This window comes from Exiguobacterium sp. s6 (assembly GCF_018618155.1).
In the GTDB taxonomy this organism is placed as follows: Bacteria; Bacillota; Bacilli; order Exiguobacteriales; family Exiguobacteriaceae; genus Exiguobacterium; species Exiguobacterium mexicanum_A.
Map to the genome: position 1 here is coordinate 254,653 of NZ_JACSLN010000002.1, position 15,080 is coordinate 269,732.

At 52.7% G+C, this 15,080-nt stretch carries 17 protein-coding genes and 1 other annotated feature; of the genes, 9 read left to right on the forward strand and 8 right to left on the reverse strand.

Annotated elements, in window-relative coordinates; genetic code table 11:
* On the forward strand, window positions 1-1,140 hold the full coding sequence (locus KNP75_RS12280) for an MFS transporter (RefSeq protein ID WP_251128343.1): 1,140 nt from the start codon (window positions 1-3) through the stop codon (window positions 1,138-1,140).
* Window positions 1,141-1,230: 90 nt separating this feature from the next.
* Window positions 1,231-2,064 carry an undecaprenyl-diphosphate phosphatase gene (locus KNP75_RS12285; RefSeq protein WP_034780766.1) on the forward strand — a complete coding sequence of 278 codons (834 nt, stop codon included), beginning with the start codon at window positions 1,231-1,233 and terminating at the stop codon, window positions 2,062-2,064.
* Between the two features lie 165 nt (window positions 2,065-2,229).
* On the opposite strand, the gene bshB2 is transcribed toward KNP75_RS12285, so the two are convergent.
* Genes bshB2 through pdxK form a run of 3 tightly spaced genes read right to left on the reverse strand, consistent with a single transcriptional unit; the run spans window position 2,230 to window position 4,129 of the window.
* The gene (gene bshB2 / locus KNP75_RS12290; RefSeq protein WP_034780767.1) at window positions 2,230-2,883 is read right to left on the reverse strand and encodes a bacillithiol biosynthesis deacetylase BshB2; all 654 of its coding nucleotides are present in this window, start codon (window positions 2,881-2,883) and stop codon (window positions 2,230-2,232) included.
* On the reverse strand, window positions 2,880-3,251 hold the full coding sequence (locus tag KNP75_RS12295) for a YojF family protein (RefSeq protein WP_034780768.1): 372 nt from the start codon (window positions 3,249-3,251) through the stop codon (window positions 2,880-2,882). The genes bshB2 and KNP75_RS12295 overlap by 4 nt, the downstream gene beginning before the upstream one ends.
* A 53-nt stretch (window positions 3,252-3,304) precedes the next feature.
* Entirely contained in the window at window positions 3,305-4,129 is an 825-nt protein-coding gene (gene pdxK / locus KNP75_RS12300) for a pyridoxine/pyridoxal/pyridoxamine kinase (RefSeq protein WP_034780769.1), read from the reverse strand.
* Between the two features lie 187 nt (window positions 4,130-4,316).
* On the opposite strand from pdxK, the gene cbpA reads away from it, so the two are divergent.
* Entirely contained in the window at window positions 4,317-4,952 is a 636-nt protein-coding gene (gene cbpA, locus KNP75_RS12305) for a cyclic di-AMP binding protein CbpA (RefSeq protein WP_034780770.1), read from the forward strand.
* 34 nt (window positions 4,953-4,986) lie between these two features.
* On the opposite strand, the gene KNP75_RS12310 is transcribed toward cbpA, so the two are convergent.
* The 3 genes from KNP75_RS12310 to KNP75_RS12320 form a co-directional block, all read right to left on the reverse strand.
* Window positions 4,987-5,511: a GNAT family N-acetyltransferase gene (locus KNP75_RS12310; protein ID WP_034780771.1), complete on the reverse strand. Its 525-nt coding sequence runs from the start codon at window positions 5,509-5,511 to the stop codon at window positions 4,987-4,989.
* A gap of 55 nt (window positions 5,512-5,566) precedes the next feature.
* Window positions 5,567-6,454: a diacylglycerol/lipid kinase family protein gene (locus KNP75_RS12315; protein ID WP_034780782.1), complete on the reverse strand. Its 888-nt coding sequence runs from the start codon at window positions 6,452-6,454 to the stop codon at window positions 5,567-5,569.
* Window positions 6,455-6,547: 93 nt separating this feature from the next.
* Entirely contained in the window at window positions 6,548-6,922 is a 375-nt protein-coding gene (locus KNP75_RS12320) for a hypothetical protein (RefSeq protein ID WP_034780785.1), read from the reverse strand.
* A gap of 159 nt (window positions 6,923-7,081) precedes the next feature.
* Here KNP75_RS12320 and KNP75_RS12325 point away from each other — a divergent pair, with 159 nt between their 5' ends.
* The 4 genes from KNP75_RS12325 to KNP75_RS12340 all read left to right on the forward strand — a co-directional run bounded on the left by KNP75_RS12325 (window position 7,082) and on the right by KNP75_RS12340 (window position 10,961).
* Window positions 7,082-7,513, forward strand: a complete 432-nt coding sequence (locus KNP75_RS12325) for a MarR family winged helix-turn-helix transcriptional regulator (protein ID WP_034780788.1) — start codon at window positions 7,082-7,084, stop codon at window positions 7,511-7,513.
* 121 nt (window positions 7,514-7,634) lie between these two features.
* Window positions 7,635-8,270 (forward strand): FMN-dependent NADH-azoreductase, encoded by a 636-nt coding sequence (locus KNP75_RS12330; RefSeq protein ID WP_029596264.1) that lies wholly within the window; start codon window positions 7,635-7,637, stop codon window positions 8,268-8,270.
* Between the two features lie 80 nt (window positions 8,271-8,350).
* Window positions 8,351-9,028 (forward strand): uracil-DNA glycosylase, encoded by a 678-nt coding sequence (locus tag KNP75_RS12335; RefSeq protein ID WP_215190550.1) that lies wholly within the window; start codon window positions 8,351-8,353, stop codon window positions 9,026-9,028.
* A gap of 121 nt (window positions 9,029-9,149) precedes the next feature.
* Window positions 9,150-9,345, forward strand: a binding site (T-box leader).
* Between the two features lie 53 nt (window positions 9,346-9,398).
* Window positions 9,399-10,961 carry an aromatic amino acid hydroxylase gene (locus KNP75_RS12340; RefSeq protein WP_215190551.1) on the forward strand — a complete coding sequence of 521 codons (1,563 nt, stop codon included), beginning with the start codon at window positions 9,399-9,401 and terminating at the stop codon, window positions 10,959-10,961.
* Between the two features lie 40 nt (window positions 10,962-11,001).
* Here the strand turns inward: KNP75_RS12340 and KNP75_RS12345 are convergent, their stop codons facing one another.
* Window positions 11,002-11,991 (reverse strand): alpha/beta hydrolase, encoded by a 990-nt coding sequence (locus KNP75_RS12345; protein WP_214754902.1) that lies wholly within the window; start codon window positions 11,989-11,991, stop codon window positions 11,002-11,004.
* A 36-nt stretch (window positions 11,992-12,027) separates the two neighbouring features.
* Window positions 12,028-12,849: a Cof-type HAD-IIB family hydrolase gene (locus KNP75_RS12350; protein WP_034780799.1), complete on the reverse strand. Its 822-nt coding sequence runs from the start codon at window positions 12,847-12,849 to the stop codon at window positions 12,028-12,030.
* 123 nt (window positions 12,850-12,972) lie between these two features.
* Between KNP75_RS12350 and KNP75_RS12355 the strand changes: the two genes are divergently transcribed.
* Window positions 12,973-13,665: a response regulator transcription factor gene (locus tag KNP75_RS12355; RefSeq protein WP_034780802.1), complete on the forward strand. Its 693-nt coding sequence runs from the start codon at window positions 12,973-12,975 to the stop codon at window positions 13,663-13,665.
* Window positions 13,662-15,041: a sensor histidine kinase gene (locus KNP75_RS12360; RefSeq protein WP_215190552.1), complete on the forward strand. Its 1,380-nt coding sequence runs from the start codon at window positions 13,662-13,664 to the stop codon at window positions 15,039-15,041. Before KNP75_RS12355 ends, KNP75_RS12360 begins: the two co-directional genes overlap by 4 nt.
* Window positions 15,042-15,080 lie beyond the last annotated feature (39 nt).

The following is a 15,080-nucleotide window of genomic DNA, read 5'->3' on the forward strand; positions in this document are numbered from 1 at the left end:
TTGCTTGGATGGATGCGTTGGTTCGAGGCGCTCATCCCAGCCTACACGATTGAGCGTCTGTTTTGGGAGTCGCGGACGATCACGATGCAAGAAGTCGTCTATCTCGAAATGCTCTATGCTGTCCTCGTCGTCATCCTCGAAGTGCCGACCGGGGTGTTAGCCGATCGCTTGGAACGGCGACGTCTGTTGCAAATCGGGACTGCACTCGAGTGGGGTTCCTTTGTCGTGTTACTTGTGTCCTTTTCGTTCGGCGGTTTCGCCTTAGCCATCGCCTTGTCAGGCATTGGGGCGGCGCTCCGGAGCGGGGCGGAGAATGCACTGCTCTATGAGACGCTTGAACAGGATGGGAAGACGGAGGCGTTCGAGCGCTGGGTCGGCCGGTTGAATGTCATCGGAATCGTTGCAGCCGTTCTCGCGGCGATCAGCGGCGCCTTGCTGGCCACACGCTTCCCGTTTGAACTGAACTATGTGCTGTCGATTGTCAGTTTGTTTATCGCGACAGCATGTAGCCTCGGCCTTGTCGAGCCGAGACGAGTCGTGACAGAGGAACGAATGACATGGGCGGACATCGGGGCAGGTTTTCGCTTCGTGTGGCACGACCACCAGCTGCTTGCCTTGTCGTCGGTGTTCATCGTGACAATCGGTGCGTTCAACTTCATCGATGAGTTTTGGCAGTTGTACGCCCGTGACGTCGAAGTTTCCATCTATTGGTTCGGAATGATTTCGACTGTCCTGTTGCTCATTCAAATACCAGGGCAACTGCTCGCCCCGGTCCTGTTACACATCACGACGGTCGCTCGTTGGTTGCACGGAATCGGTTGGGGCATCGGTCTCGGTTTTGTCATTCTCGGCTTTTTCCCAGGACAAGTCGGACTCGTCTGGATGGCAGGCATGGCGTTTCTTATCGGCATCGTCGAACCGCTCTATCTCGGGGCGTTGCATCACCGTGTCCCGTCTGTCATCCGGGCGACGACCGAGTCATCCGTCTCGATGTTGCTGCACGTTAGTATCATCCTCATCGGACTAGTGTTTGTGATCGGGGCCGGTATGACGCTCTTCGTTGCCTTTTTATGGATTGGGATCGTCGTTTGTATGCATCAATTGCTCATCATATTCGTTACTTGGAAAAAGGATGCTTAAGCGAGCATCCTTTTTTTACGCCTCAAGACCGAGGCGGGCGGAGAAGCAACCGTGTATGATAAGAAACAATACTGGAGTAGGAGACAGACGATGGAATGGTATGAGTTACTGATTGGATTTTTGTTAGGGGTCGTCGAAGGGATGACAGAGTTCGCCCCGGTCTCGTCGACGGGGCACATGATTCTTGTGGACGACCTATGGCTCAATTCGAGCAGCTTCCTCGGTCAAGAGGTCGCGAACACGTTTAAAATCGTGATTCAGCTCGGTTCGATTTTAGCGGTCATCGTCGTGTTTCGAAGTCGGTTCAAGGAGTTACTGAACCCGAAAGAATTGCTGGCGATTCGTAACAGCGGGCCGACGAACAAATTGAATGTGTTACATATTTTGATTGGGCTGCTCCCGGCCGCTGTGCTCGGGTTGATGTTCGAGGATTACATCGACACACATTTGTTTTCAATCAAGACGGTCTTGATCGGGCTCGTCATCGGCGCATTCTTCATGATTGCCGCCGATTTGTCAGGCGTGAAGCGTCAGACGACAGCAACGCTCGATGAGATTTCGTACAAGCAGGCGCTCGGTGTCGGCTTGATTCAATGTTTCTCGCTCTGGCCAGGTTTTTCACGCTCAGGGTCGACCATCTCGGGCGGTGTCCTCTTAGGGATGAGTCACCGGGCCGCGGCGGACTTCACGTTCATCATGGCCGTACCGATTATGTTCGGTGCTAGTGCGCTCTCGCTCTACAGCAAATGGGAGTACTTCACGATGGCGACCCTCCCGGTCTTCGTCGTCGGATTCATTAGCGCGTTCTTATTCGCGCTGTTGTCGATCAAGTTCTTCTTGAAGTTGATCAATAAAGTCAAATTGACGCCGTTCGCCATATATCGCATCGTGTTGGCGGCTATCATTTACTTCTTGTACTTCTAAGAAAAAAAGCGCATGTCAGCACATGCGCTTTGAAACCAATGATCCATCAAGTTCGTATAACCAAGTAGAGGTGAGAACATGGAACATATCGTTGTCGTATTGGGAACGTTGATTGGCCTCGGGGCTGTCGGTGCACTCTTGTACATGACGCGTCTCGCTTACGAATCATGAGAACGGATAGTGATAGAAACGCTCACGTTGGAGTAACTCCATGACGTGGGCGTTTTCTGCGTTGTCGATGGCCCGCAGCAATCCTTCCGTCTGAGAGCGGTGGGCGAGCAACGCCTCGCGTTTCGCGGCACTCTCGTCGCCGACTTCGATGAGGACGTGCGGCTTTCCGAGTTCCGCTTCGGTGCGATGGTCAAAGGCGACGCCTAAAAACTCTGGACGACTCGCTTCATCCATCTCTTGGAGCGCTCGAACGACCGCTCGTGCTGTCGCCTCATGGTCGGGATGGACGGCGTAGCCCGGGTAGAAGGAAATGACGCGGGCCGGTTTCACTTCTTCGATTAAAGCGCTGAACCGTCCAGCGAGTTCCGCTTCGTCTTCGAACTCGACGGTCTTATCGCGGAGTCCCCACATGCGGAGGTCGTCGATGCCCATGACGGCACATGCTTCCTCGAGCTCATGCTTGCGAATCTTCGGTAACTCTTCCCGTGTTGTGAAAATCGGCGAGCCCATGTTGCGGCCCATCTCACCGAGTGTCAGACAGACGTACGTGACCGGGAAGCCGTTCTTATGGTGTTGGATAATCGTCCCGGCCGAGCTGAACGCTTCATCATCAGGATGCGGAAAAATAACGAGTAACGGTCCATTCATTGGCTTTCCACCTCCGAGGCTCCTTGTGGGAGCGGTTTGATATCTAAGTGTAAGGCGCAGGCGAGGCGACCGAGCCGGTCATGACCGGCGAGCAGGAGCTGGTCCCCATGCTGTTCGTAATCGGTCAATCCTTCGACGTAAAGCCAACCGTGATCGAGCTTCAAGCCGACCCGATATGGACCGTTGCCTTTGATTTGGCCGATGCTATATTCGATGACGACGTTGCGGATGAACATACCGGCGTTATGAAAGTCAGGGTCGTTATGCGTCGCATACGCCCCGTTCGTCGTCTCGACGTGGACATAGAGTGGCATGGATACATGCGCGTCCAAGTATGTCTGGATAGTTGTAGGTTGAATCGATTTCACGCGGTTCCCTCCAATGGAAACGATGACCCGAGACATACGTCCCGGGCCACCCGTTAAGATTGTGTTGCTAGTTTTTTACGGTAACCGGTATGATTCGTCGGGCCAACGTATTGGTTGAGGCGGAACGAGTGACGGACCGCTTCAGTGATAAACTCTTTTCCGATTTGGATGGCCTCGTCGACCGAGTGACCGTTCGCGAGTGAGGCCGCGATCGCTGACGAGAACGTGCAGCCGCCGCCATGTGTGAAGGCAGGCTCGATTTTCTCGCTCTCAAGGAGACGATACTCGTTACCGTCGTAAAGCACGTCGAATGCTGTATCAAACCCGAGCTTGCCGCCGACTTTGACGATGACAATCTCAGCGCCGAGCTCATGGATCAAACGAGCAGCTTCTTTGATTTCATCCATCGTCGAAGGTGTTTTATCGAGACCTGCGAGCATGCGCGCCTCGAACAAGTTCGGTGTGATGATTTTAGCGACCGGTACGAGGTGCTTGCGCATCGCGACCGCGACGTCCGGGTTGAGAATCTCGTCTGCACCTTTACAAGCCATGACCGGGTCAACGACCGCGTTCTGGATGCCGTATTCTTTAATTTTACGAGCGGCGAGTTCGATGATCTCTGGCGTCGGGAGCATGCCTGTCTTGACGGCATCGACACCGATTCCGGCGAGGACCGTATCGATTTGTTTCTCGATCAACGTCGTGTCGATCGGGAATACTTCGTGGTGCCACGCGTTATGCGGGTCTTGAGCCACGATGACCGTGAGTGCGGTCATCCCGTAAACACCGAGCTCTTCCATCGTCTTCAAATCAGCCTGGATGCCTGCACCGCCGCTCGTATCCGAGCCAGCGATCGTTAACGCTTTTTTCATTGTCATAGTCGTTCAATCCCCTTTGTCTGTTTGGATAGTTTCACTATAACGACTTTTTGACGCTACGACAAATTCCGAGGTCATTTTCGCGCCGGAATAAGTTTCGAAAATTGATGGCAGGATTTCAATCATATTTGGGGAATAGTAATGAATAGGGTGTAGACCACTTTCAATTGGCTAGGAGGAAAACCGCATGTTAGTGCATAGCTTATGCATTCCGAAGAAAGATGTCGTCACAATCAGTGAAAAGGCGACATTACGCGAGGCGCTCGACACGCTCGAAAAGACAGGCTACCGCTGTGTCCCTGTGCTCGATGAGACGGGAACGTTTTTCCGCGGTAATATCTATAAAATGCATATTTATCGCCACGGGATGAGTGGGGCGAGCCTAGACGACAACGTCATGGAGCTCATCAAGAACACGCAAAAGTACGTCCATGAATCGGACGGTTTCTTCAAAGTGTTCTTCTCAATCAAAGAATTACCGTATATCGCGGTCTTGAAAGATGAGAGCAACGAATTCTACGGGATTTTGCCGCACGGGAAGATGCTCGGCATGCTCGAAGAGGCATGGAGTCGTGACACGGGGAGTTATGTCGTCACAATCGCACTCAGTGAGCAAGCGGGGGCGCTTGAGAAGATTACGAAAATCATCAGCAAATACTCATCGATTGCCAGTCTCATGACGCTCGATGCCAAGAGTAAAGTCTTGCGCCGGGTATTGATCACGTTGCCGCCTGATTGCGACGAGCCGAAGAAAGACAAAATCGTCGCGAAACTCGAACAAAAAGGGTTCCGCGTCGTCGAAGTCGAGAATTTAAATAACTGACGAAAGGCCTTCCTCGATGCGAGGAAGGCCTTATTCAATCCAATCGTTTTTCCATCCGGATATCCGGCCAAAATCGACCGTTCCAATAAGTGAACGCCTCGATCCGGGCAATTTCCGTGTAGCCGACCTTTCGATAAAGGTGATGAGCCGCTTCATTGAACCCAAACACACCGAGCTCGATGCGAGGCACATTTTGTGCACGCAGTCGTTCTTCTAACAGGGTGAGGGCCGTTGTACCGACACCTCTCCCGCGACCGGTCGGCTCTCCAATCACGAGTCCGAGCCAGGCGCTTCCGCGTTCGTTGTCGTAAAGATGCGGGGCATCATAGATGATATTCACCTCACCGACGAGCACGTCATCTGCGTAGATGAGGAAGATGTCATGGGTCCGGAGGCGGTCCGTCAAGTCCTCGACCGTCATGTGATGTTCGGCGGCGAGTTCTTCCTCCGAGCGGACGGGACGAATCAAATGGACGATTGTCGGGTCGTTGTTCCAACGATTGAACGTTGCGACGATGGCGTTCGACGCTTCCTGTAAAGGGACGAGCGAGATGGTCATCCTTTCCCCTCCTTTCCGTGACTTTCTTTCGCGTTTAAGGGGGAAAATCCTTGTTTTACTCGACCGGCTTCAAAACGTTCAAATGACTCGGGAGTACTTCAAACGTGAGCGGCAGCTGACCACCCGTGTCGCCGTCAGCATTGACCGGAAGCGATTCTGGTGAGTCGACATGCACGCGTTTCGTCGTGAACGACGTGACGCTGTCCGTTTCTTTCAACTTGCCGGTGAACAGGGCAGGTGCGAGTTGGACCGCGTCTTTGAAGCCGAGGTTTTCAAATAAGTAGACATGAAGCAAGCCATCGTTCAACTCAGCGTCCGGTTCAAAGTTCTCAAACCCGCCGACCGAGTTCGTGAGGGCGATGACGACCAAATAGGCGTCTCCGTCGAACGTGTGCTCATCGGCTTGGACCGACAGCGCATACGGGCTATGTTCGCGGAACGCTTTGATGCCTTCGATCAAGTAGGCGAACGGGCCCCATTTCGTTTTCTCCTCGACACTGACCTCGTCGACGGCCTCGGCGATGAGCCCGATGGCGATGACGTTCATGAAATAGCCGTTCTCATATTTGCCGATATCCATGGGTGTCGGTTGAGCTGTCTTGAGCGCCTCGATGGCATCTGCGGGATCGCTCGGGACGCCGAGCGCGCGGGCGAGGTCGTTGACGGTACCGAGCGGGATGATGCCGAAATCAGGACGATGGTCGGCTTCGGCGAGACCGGTGACGGCCTCGTTCAACGTCCCGTCGCCACCCATCGCGATGACGGCTTTATATTGTTTCGATGCCGCTTCTTTTGCGAAATGGGTGGCATCGTCGGCTTTCTCCGTGAACCGGACATCGACGTTCCCGTAACGCTCACGTAAGACTTCCTCCGCTGCCGCGGCGTGTTCTTTCCCTAACTCTTTCCCAGACGATGGGTTGACGATTAACATGACTGTATCCATCAAAGCACATTCTCCTTTTCACACTCAGATATTGTCATCTATTCCCGTCATATGCCCAGACTAGTCATAAAAAAAACAACACAGATGTGTTGTTCAGTAGTGCCGGAACGCCGACATATCGAGATGGCTCGCATCCGATTCGTCGACGGCGAGTTCAATCTTCAAATGCTCATGGAACGGTGAGTCGAACGCGCCCATGCAGGCGACCGGTTCATGGTCCGGGACGGGGGACTTGCGTTTCGTTTTGACGAACAAATAGTCCTCACGCGCCAACGTCAACAAAAAGCGTTCGACCGCATGGGGTTCGCGCGTGACGTTCGGCCATGGTAAGTGGTTGAACAATAAAAAGACCGCGCCTTCTTTTTCGAGCGCATAGTCTGGGGCGATCCCTTCCCGGTTCAACAACTCGATGACCGTACTCAAATAGGCTTGTTTAATCGTCAATGAAATCTCGTAATACTCACGCATACCGTCCACCCTTTCTAAAAATCGCAATAATTCCATTCTATACGTTTCAGACAGGGGCGACAATGAAGAAGTTTCTTGACGAAGCGTTTTTCCCACCGTATACTGCTCATGTCCTGCTATACTAAAGGTAAATGATGAACGAATTGAGGTGAAACCGACATGATTGAATCACTCGAATTGAAGGCGTGGATCGTTTTAGCGCGGGCGATGGACGCGATCAGTGACCGTGTAAAGGACGATTTAAGACGCCACCAATTGAATTCAACAGAGTTCGGTGTTTTATCCGTATTGTATAAACGAGGGGATACCCCGCTCCAGCAAATCGGAGATCAAATTTTGATTACGAGCGGCAGTGTCACATACGTGATCGATAAGCTTGAAAAACGTGGCTTGATTGAACGTGTGGCTTGTCCATCTGACCGACGCGTTACGTATGCTTCGTTGACCGAAGAAGGCAAGCGTTTGATGGACGTCGTCTATCCCGAGCATATCGAAATCTTTAAAGACATTTACGGTCCACTTAGTGAAGAGGAGACGGAAATGCTGATCGACCTATTAAAACGGGTCGGTTATAACGCGGCAGGCAAATGACGCCTGCCTGTTTTTTTTGACTCATTTATCTTGAAGTTAAAATAATTGACTGCGAGATATACAGATGATATAGTTCAAACTGTTGTTACAAATAGAGATTACTTTTATGGAGGAACCCATTATGAAAAAGGTATTATACGTATCTGCTAACCCGAAACCGACAGAATTGTCATACAGCAAACAAGTCGCTGAAACATTCATGACGACACTCACGAACGAGAATGCGTCACTCGAAGTTGAAGCGATTGAACTTTACGATGTCGATGTCCAAGAAATCGATGGCGACGTCCTCAGCGCATGGGGCAAATTCGCATCAGGCGAAGCACTCACAGACGTCGAAGCGGCTAAAGTCGCAACAATGAACGGTATGCTCGAGAAGTTCATGGAAGCTGACATGTATGTGTTCGCGACGCCAATGTGGAACTTCTTCTTCCCAGCACGCATGAAAATGTTCCTCGACAGCGTCTTGACGGCTGGTAAAACATTCCGTTACACAGAGCAAGGTCCAGTCGGTCTTCTCGAGAACAAACAAGCGATCCACATCCAAGGTACGGGTGGCATCTACACGGGTACGGACCTCAACTTCGCAGACGCTTACCTCCGTCAAGCGCTCGCATTTGTCGGCGTGACAGAAGTGACGACACTTCCAGTTGAAGGAATGAACCAATACCCAGACAAAATCGAAGAAATCGTTGCTGACGCAAAAGCGAAAGCCGAAGCACTTGCGAAAGAAGTCGCAGGCGCAGTCACAGTATAATTATCAAGGCGAGTCCAATCGGGCTCGTCTTTTTGTGTGCCATCAATTCGGGTATGATAAGACGGAAAGGGGAGAAACACATGGGAGAACAGTTATCAAATCGCCTGCTTGGGGATTGGAGCGACATCATCGCATCCGAGATGGCCGAGCCTTATTTTACTAACTTGAAAGCGTTCGTCGATGAAGCGTACGAGACATCGACCGTCTATCCGGAGCGAGAAGATATTTGGAACGCGTTCGTCTATACGAAGTTCAAGGACGTCAAATGTGTCATCCTCGGGCAAGATCCCTATCACGGACCGAACCAAGCGCATGGACTCAGTTTCTCGGTCCAAGACGGCGTCCGCCTTCCACCGTCACTCCGTAATATCTTTAAAGAATTGCAGGACGATATCGGCTGTCCGGTCCCGACCAGCGGCAATTTGGAGAAATGGGCCCGACAAGGCGTGCTATTGCTCAACACCGCCCTCACGGTCGAGGCAGGCAAGGCCGGGTCTCACCGCGGGAAGGGCTGGGAACAGTTCACCGACTCCATCATCGAGCGACTGGGGCAGCGTGAAGAGCCGATCGTGTTCGTCTTATGGGGGAACGACGCGAAGAAGAAACAGAAATGGATTGGCCCGCAACATGCCGTCTTGACGTCGGTCCATCCGAGCCCGCTCTCGTCCCATCGCGGCTTTTTCGGATCGAAGCCGTTCTCGCAAGTGAACGCGAAGTTGAACGAGTGGGGACAACCTGAAATTGATTGGTGTTTGTGACAGTCTGCAGATGCGGACTGTTTTTTGTTGACGACATTCAAACGGTCTGTTATCGTTACTACCAACAAGATACTTTAGCGCTTAAAAGCACATGCGCATAGAAGCATAACTGTATAACAGTATAAAAGCGATGACCGAACCGAAGTAGAGACATCTTCCCTGGCCCAGAGAGCGTGTGGTGCTGTGAACACGCCCAAAAGATGAATCGAATTACAGTTCGCGAGCTCTCACTTGTTGAGCGGTCCCCCGTTATCGGAATAGAGTGACTAGACATCGTCTAGTAATCAGGGTGGTACCGCGGCATCGTCGTCCCTATCGAGTGAATCGATAGGGACTTTTTTACGTTCAGTCAATCAAAGGAGGAAACATCATGCTCACACAAATCATTCCACGCCATTTGGCCCCACATATTTCGCCACAGTTCTACGACGAGTACACGCCGACGGATCATGCTGTCTGGCGCTTCGTCTTGCGACTGAACTTGCACACGCTTGAAGGGAAGGCACACCCGTTCTACATCAAAGGGTTGAAAAAGACGGGCATGGGGCCAGAGCGTCTCCCTGACGTTGAAAAGATGACCGAAGAGATGCGAGCGGCCGGTTGGTCGACGGTCGCGGTCGATGGACTCATCCCAGGCGTCGCTTTCTTTGATTTCCAAGGCAACGGCATGTTGCCGGTCGCGACCGATATTCGTAAAGTCGAGAATATTTTGTACAGTCCGGCACCAGATATCATCCACGAGGCGGCTGGTCATGCACCGATGTTGATGGATCCGGAGTTCTCCCAAATCGTGAAGCGGTTCGGACAGCTTGGAGCGAAAGCGTTCATGAATCGTGAAGAACACGCCTCGTTCGCAGCACTGAAACGATTGACCGTCGTGAAGGAGAATGCGAACTCGACGGACGAGGAGATCGCGGCAGCCGAAGCGGCGGTTCATGCGGCCAAAGCCCAAGTAACCGGCTTCTCTGAAGCGCAACAAGTCGCCCGCATCTTTTGGTGGACGGTCGAGTTCGGTCTCATCGGTGAGGTGGACAACCCGCTCATCTACGGGGCGGGACTGTTATCATCGGTCGGGGAGAGCCGTCATTGTTTGACTGACGCCGTCACGAAACATCCGTTCAATTTAGAGCACGCACTCGAAACGAAACAGGACGTGACGAATATGCAACGCGAGTTGTTCGTCATCCCGGACTTTGAAGCGTTGAAGGACGCGCTAGACGAACTCGAGTCACGGATGGCGGTCAACCAAGGTGGAATCGCCTCGCTCGAGAAAGCGCTCGCGTCGGGCAGTCAATCGACTGTCCGGCTTGAAGACGGGACGGACCGTGTCGGTGTGATTCGTCACGTGACACGCTCCGGGGCACGTGCGCTCGTCCAGTGGGACGACTGTGTGAACGTCAATCACGGTCAATTGACGAACTTACAGAACCACGGCGTACTCGTTCTCGACGGACCGCTTCAAGACGTATTGGCGACGGCAGGGATTCGACTGGACGGACGCCTCGTCAGCGAGACGACGGAAGCGTTACAGTTCGAAGACGTCGTCGTCACCATCGAAGGACGACAGATTAAACTGGAGACACTCGAAGTGAGACAAGACACGCTCCCATCGATCTTCCCAGGCACCGAGATTGAAGAACTCGTCATCTTGGAGAAGCCGGTCCGCATCGAACGTGACGCCCGTGTTTGGACGAACGATGACCCGATGTTCAATCGAATTCGCAATATGCGGGAGCAAGGCGAGTCGATTGATGAGCTCGTGCCGACGATTCTTGCCGATCATCCCGATGCTTGGTTGCTCCACATCGAATGTTTGGAGCTCGTCGAGTCCGATGCGCTTCGACAGGCGTTGACGGAACGGTTGCACGCGTTACGTGAGACGTCGCCATCGCGGCATGAGTTGATCGGCCGCGCGCTCGCATTGCTCAACTGACAAAAATAATCCCCGCCCAACGATGGGCGGGGATTATTTGTTAACGCGTCGTTTCACGCAAGAACGTGATTAAACGGCGATACGTGGCACTGGCTGCCGGCTTATCCATCTCAAAATGGTAGTCGTGGCCGAGTGTGTGCTCGTTTCGGTCATAAAAGACGCTCGTGACGTCCGCACGACCGGAGAGGATCGTCGCAAATTCTTTCGCTTGCGTTTCGAACGAACCGGTGTTGCCGTCAGTGATAAACGTCGGAACGAACGTGGCCGGGATATTTACGAGCGGCGACGCTTCCGCGACGACCGGCAAGTCTTCCCAATTGTACGTTCCGAAGTAAGCCCAACCAATCCGTTTGAACAAGAAGCGGTTGACCGCCTTCGATGACTCGACGATGCTCCGTTTCAAATCGTACGGACCCGACATGAGAACCGTGCCGAGAATCGACGATTTCGGGACGATTTGCTTCACTTCGGCAGACGGTGCGTAGCCATCGTTCAATTGGATTCCGACGAATTGGGCCACAAGTTGGGCCCCGTTCGAATCGCCCGCAAAGAAGACACGGTCGAGATCGAGCCGGAAGCGGTCATTGTTTTCAGCGATATACGTGTATGCCTCTTCAAGTTGTTGGAGCGGGACGGGGTACGTGACGTCTGGAGCGAGCGCATAATTGACGCTGACGACGTTGTAGCCGTTGCTTGCAATCGACGTCGCATACTTGAAGACGTCGGCCTTATCGCCACCGACGAATGAACCGCCGTGCACCCAAAAGATGGTTGGGACGATCTGCTTCTCACCTTCGTAGCGAATCAAGTCGAACGTTCCGTTCTCGTAAGCCGAATGGTAGTCGATGTCTTTACGGACCGACGTTTTTTGTACGACTTCCTCGAACCCTTTAATGGCCACTTCGTTCCCGCCGGCAAATGAGGTTTTGACGAGGCGTGAGGTCGGTTTCGGGGACAAGAATACATAGGCGGCACCGGCGACAGCCGTGCCGACGAGTCCGAGTCCCGCCCGTTTCAATCCTTTATTCATCGTAATTCCTCCTTGAATTCAACCTGAGTTGTCCATTTATCGATCGACGAGGACAGTTCCCATGAACGTTTCGATAACGTGCGCGATCCCGTCTTCATTGTTTGATTTCGTGATGAAGTCGGCTTTGCCTTTGACCGTTGTGTTGGCGTTGCCCATTGCGACCCCAAGCCCAGCCCATTCAATCATCGTCAAGTCGTTGTTCCCGTCTCCGCAAGCGATGACGTGGGCTTGCTCGATGCCGACGTGCTCGGCTAAGAAGGCGAGGCTCGTCCCTTTCGTCACACCCGCTTCCGTAAATTCGAGGAAGAACGGTTTCGAACGGGCGACGGCGAGTTTGCCTTCAAGTTCGACTTGCAGTTTCGTTTCAATCGGGGCAAGCGTGTCGCCATCACCGAGCATGAGACACTTGACGACAGGCGTCGTGACCGCTTCTTTGAAGTCATCGACATGGATGACCGGCATCCCTGTCAATTCACCTTCGATATCGGTATACGGGTTCGGTTGATCGGTTACGATTTCGTTACCGATGTACGTATGAATCGCGATTTCTTCCCGGACACTGATATCATGGAGATGGGCGACCGTCTCTGGAAGCAATGTACTTGAGAAGATTTCTTCATTTGTCTCACAGTTGATGATTGAGGCACCGTTAAATGAGAGAATATAGCTACCGTATTTGGCGAGCTCGAGCTCTCGGGCTGCGTCCCACATCGCGTACGTCGGACGTCCGCTCGCGAGCACGACTTTATGTCCGCGTTCTTGTACATCCAGCAAGGCAGCTTTCGTTTTGGCGGAAATCGTGTGATCGCTCGTGAGGAGCGTATCGTCCATATCTAAAACTATCATCTTGTAACTCATAATGGTAAGGAGTCCTCCTTCAGAATCTAATGACTCCATCCTAATACGATTTGAGGTCAATTGACAACCTTGTCGCAAAAACGTAACTATTAAGAAGTAGTGAATTTCAGAAGAGGTGGAATGATGAATCGAATATTAGTAGCCGAAGATGAGCATGCGATTCGCAGCTTTATCATCGTTAATTTAAAGCGGGCCGGATTCGACGTCTTTGAGGCGACGAACGGACGCGAGGCGGTCACGGCGTTTGATCGTGAACCGTTCGATGTCGTGTTATTGGATGTGATGATGCCAGAGATGGACGGTTTTGAGGCATGTGCGGCCATCCGTGATTTAGATGAGAATGTCGGTATTATCATGCTGACGGCGCGCACACTCGAAGAAGATAAAATCGAAGGACTCGGCCGAGGGGCGGACGACTACATCGCCAAGCCGTTCAGTCCCGGCGAACTCGTGGCGCGGATTCAAGCACTCCTCCGACGTGTCGAGAAAGTGAAACGAAAAGAGAAGAAGCGATTGAAGTCCGGACCGTTCGCCATCGACTTGGCAGCGAAGCAAGTGACGAAGTATGGGCAGTCGATTGATTTGACCCCGACCGAATACGATTTGATTTGTCACCTCGTCCAAAACGAGGAAGTCGTCTTATCACGTGATGCGCTGTTAGATGCCGTTTGGGGCATCAATTACTTCGGGGACAGAAAGACGGTCGACGTCAACATCCGTCGTCTCCGTCAAAAAATTGAAGATGATCCGAGCCACCCGGCTTATATCGAGACACTGTGGGGGCACGGGTACAAATGGCGGAGACATGACGGATGAAGCAACAGCTCGTCATTCGGATTATGCTCGTCATGACGTTCGTGCTCGTCTTGCTCGTGAGCGTCTTGTCGTACGGAACGTACCGCTACTACTATGAATATGAATCAGAGGCCTTACTTAGCCATGCGACGACGAGTGCCTATCTCTATCCCCAGGCGCAGGTCGGTTTTGAAACACCGAGCGCGTTCTCGGTTCTCGTCCGGACGTTCGGGTATCCAGGCACCGATTTGACGATTGTCGACCGGACCGGTCAAATCATTAAAACGACGGGACAGCGGGCGCAGCAGGCGGCCTTCACATCGGAACAACTGCAAGACCTCGCCCGCGGTGAGTCCGTCGTCCAAGATTACGATGCGGAAGGGAACCACTATTTGTCGGTGACGAGTCCCATCATCACGGACGGCACGAGTGAATTCGCCATCAGCTTCACGCGACCGCTCGCCGATCTCGATACGTTGATTCGCGAGATTTGGATGGCTGTCGTCATGATTGGTGTCTTGATTTGGCTGGTCGCGCTCTATGCCGTCATTCGGATTGCAGACCGCTTCGTCCGACCGATTCGAGACATCATTGAGACGGCCGATGAGATGGCGCAAGGTGATTTTGACGTCGAAGTCTATTCCAATGAAAAACATGAGCTCGGGGCACTGGCCCGGACGCTGACGTATTTAGGTGCGAAAGTACAGCAGCACCAGTCGACGCGAAATGAGTTTCTATCGAACGTGTCACACGAGTTACGGACACCGCTCACCTCGATTAAAGGGTGGACCGAAACGATTCGGGGCGGGGACGAGAAAGTGTCGGACGAAACCGAGCTCGGCCTGAGCATCATCCATTCGGAGACAGAGCGGATGATCGGCCTCGTCGAGCAGTTGCTCGATTACACGAAAATCGAAGAGAGCCGGCTCGTCTTGTATCGGCAAGAGCTCGATCTCGTGTCGCTGCTACGGAAAGTGACGGTTCAATTGAAACAATCGCTCGAGGACAAACAAATCACGCTCATCGAACGGTACCCGCAAAAGTCGATCGGACTGTTCGATGAGAACCGGCTGAAGCAAGTATTCCTAAACTTGCTCGAGAACGCCATTCGCTTCTCGCCGGAAGGAGGGACGTTGACCGTACGGTTCGTGCAATCGGAACGGGTCGCGTTCATCTCGATCATCGACGAGGGACCTGGTATCTCACGGGATCACCTGCAGCGCATCACGGAAATGTTCTATCAGGCGCAAGTGACGAAAGGCAGCAGTGGTCTCGGTCTCGCCATCGCCAAAGAGTTGATCGAGGCGCATGAAGGGAAGCTCGTCATCGAAAGTGAGGTCGGTCATGGCACGACGGTGACCGTTTTGTTACCGCTCGACCCGAGCGAACTGCATTAAAAGGGTTAAACCTTCCGAATTCAGGATACATGTAATTGT

What these genes read in the sequence shown, in the direction of transcription:
- KNP75_RS12350 (WP_034780799.1), bottom strand. Translation starts at nt 12,849, where the DNA reads ATGAGTTACAAGATGATAGTTTTAGATATGGACGATACGCTCCTCACG.
- KNP75_RS12320 (WP_034780785.1), bottom strand. Translation starts at nt 6,922, where the DNA reads ATGCGTGAGTATTACGAGATTTCATTGACGATTAAACAAGCCTATTTG.
- KNP75_RS12345 (WP_214754902.1), bottom strand. Translation starts at nt 11,991, where the DNA reads ATGAATAAAGGATTGAAACGGGCGGGACTCGGACTCGTCGGCACGGCT.
- KNP75_RS12330 (WP_029596264.1), top strand. Translation starts at nt 7,635, where the DNA reads ATGAAAAAGGTATTATACGTATCTGCTAACCCGAAACCGACAGAATTG.
- bshB2 (WP_034780767.1), bottom strand. Translation starts at nt 2,883, where the DNA reads ATGAATGGACCGTTACTCGTTATTTTTCCGCATCCTGATGATGAAGCG.
- KNP75_RS12325 (WP_034780788.1), top strand. Translation starts at nt 7,082, where the DNA reads ATGATTGAATCACTCGAATTGAAGGCGTGGATCGTTTTAGCGCGGGCG.
- KNP75_RS12335 (WP_215190550.1), top strand. Translation starts at nt 8,351, where the DNA reads ATGGGAGAACAGTTATCAAATCGCCTGCTTGGGGATTGGAGCGACATC.
- KNP75_RS12315 (WP_034780782.1), bottom strand. Translation starts at nt 6,454, where the DNA reads ATGGATACAGTCATGTTAATCGTCAACCCATCGTCTGGGAAAGAGTTA.
- KNP75_RS12360 (WP_215190552.1), top strand. Translation starts at nt 13,662, where the DNA reads ATGAAGCAACAGCTCGTCATTCGGATTATGCTCGTCATGACGTTCGTG.
- cbpA (WP_034780770.1), top strand. Translation starts at nt 4,317, where the DNA reads ATGTTAGTGCATAGCTTATGCATTCCGAAGAAAGATGTCGTCACAATC.
- KNP75_RS12355 (WP_034780802.1), top strand. Translation starts at nt 12,973, where the DNA reads ATGAATCGAATATTAGTAGCCGAAGATGAGCATGCGATTCGCAGCTTT.
- KNP75_RS12310 (WP_034780771.1), bottom strand. Translation starts at nt 5,511, where the DNA reads ATGACCATCTCGCTCGTCCCTTTACAGGAAGCGTCGAACGCCATCGTC.
- pdxK (WP_034780769.1), bottom strand. Translation starts at nt 4,129, where the DNA reads ATGACAATGAAAAAAGCGTTAACGATCGCTGGCTCGGATACGAGCGGC.
- KNP75_RS12340 (WP_215190551.1), top strand. Translation starts at nt 9,399, where the DNA reads ATGCTCACACAAATCATTCCACGCCATTTGGCCCCACATATTTCGCCA.
- KNP75_RS12285 (WP_034780766.1), top strand. Translation starts at nt 1,231, where the DNA reads ATGGAATGGTATGAGTTACTGATTGGATTTTTGTTAGGGGTCGTCGAA.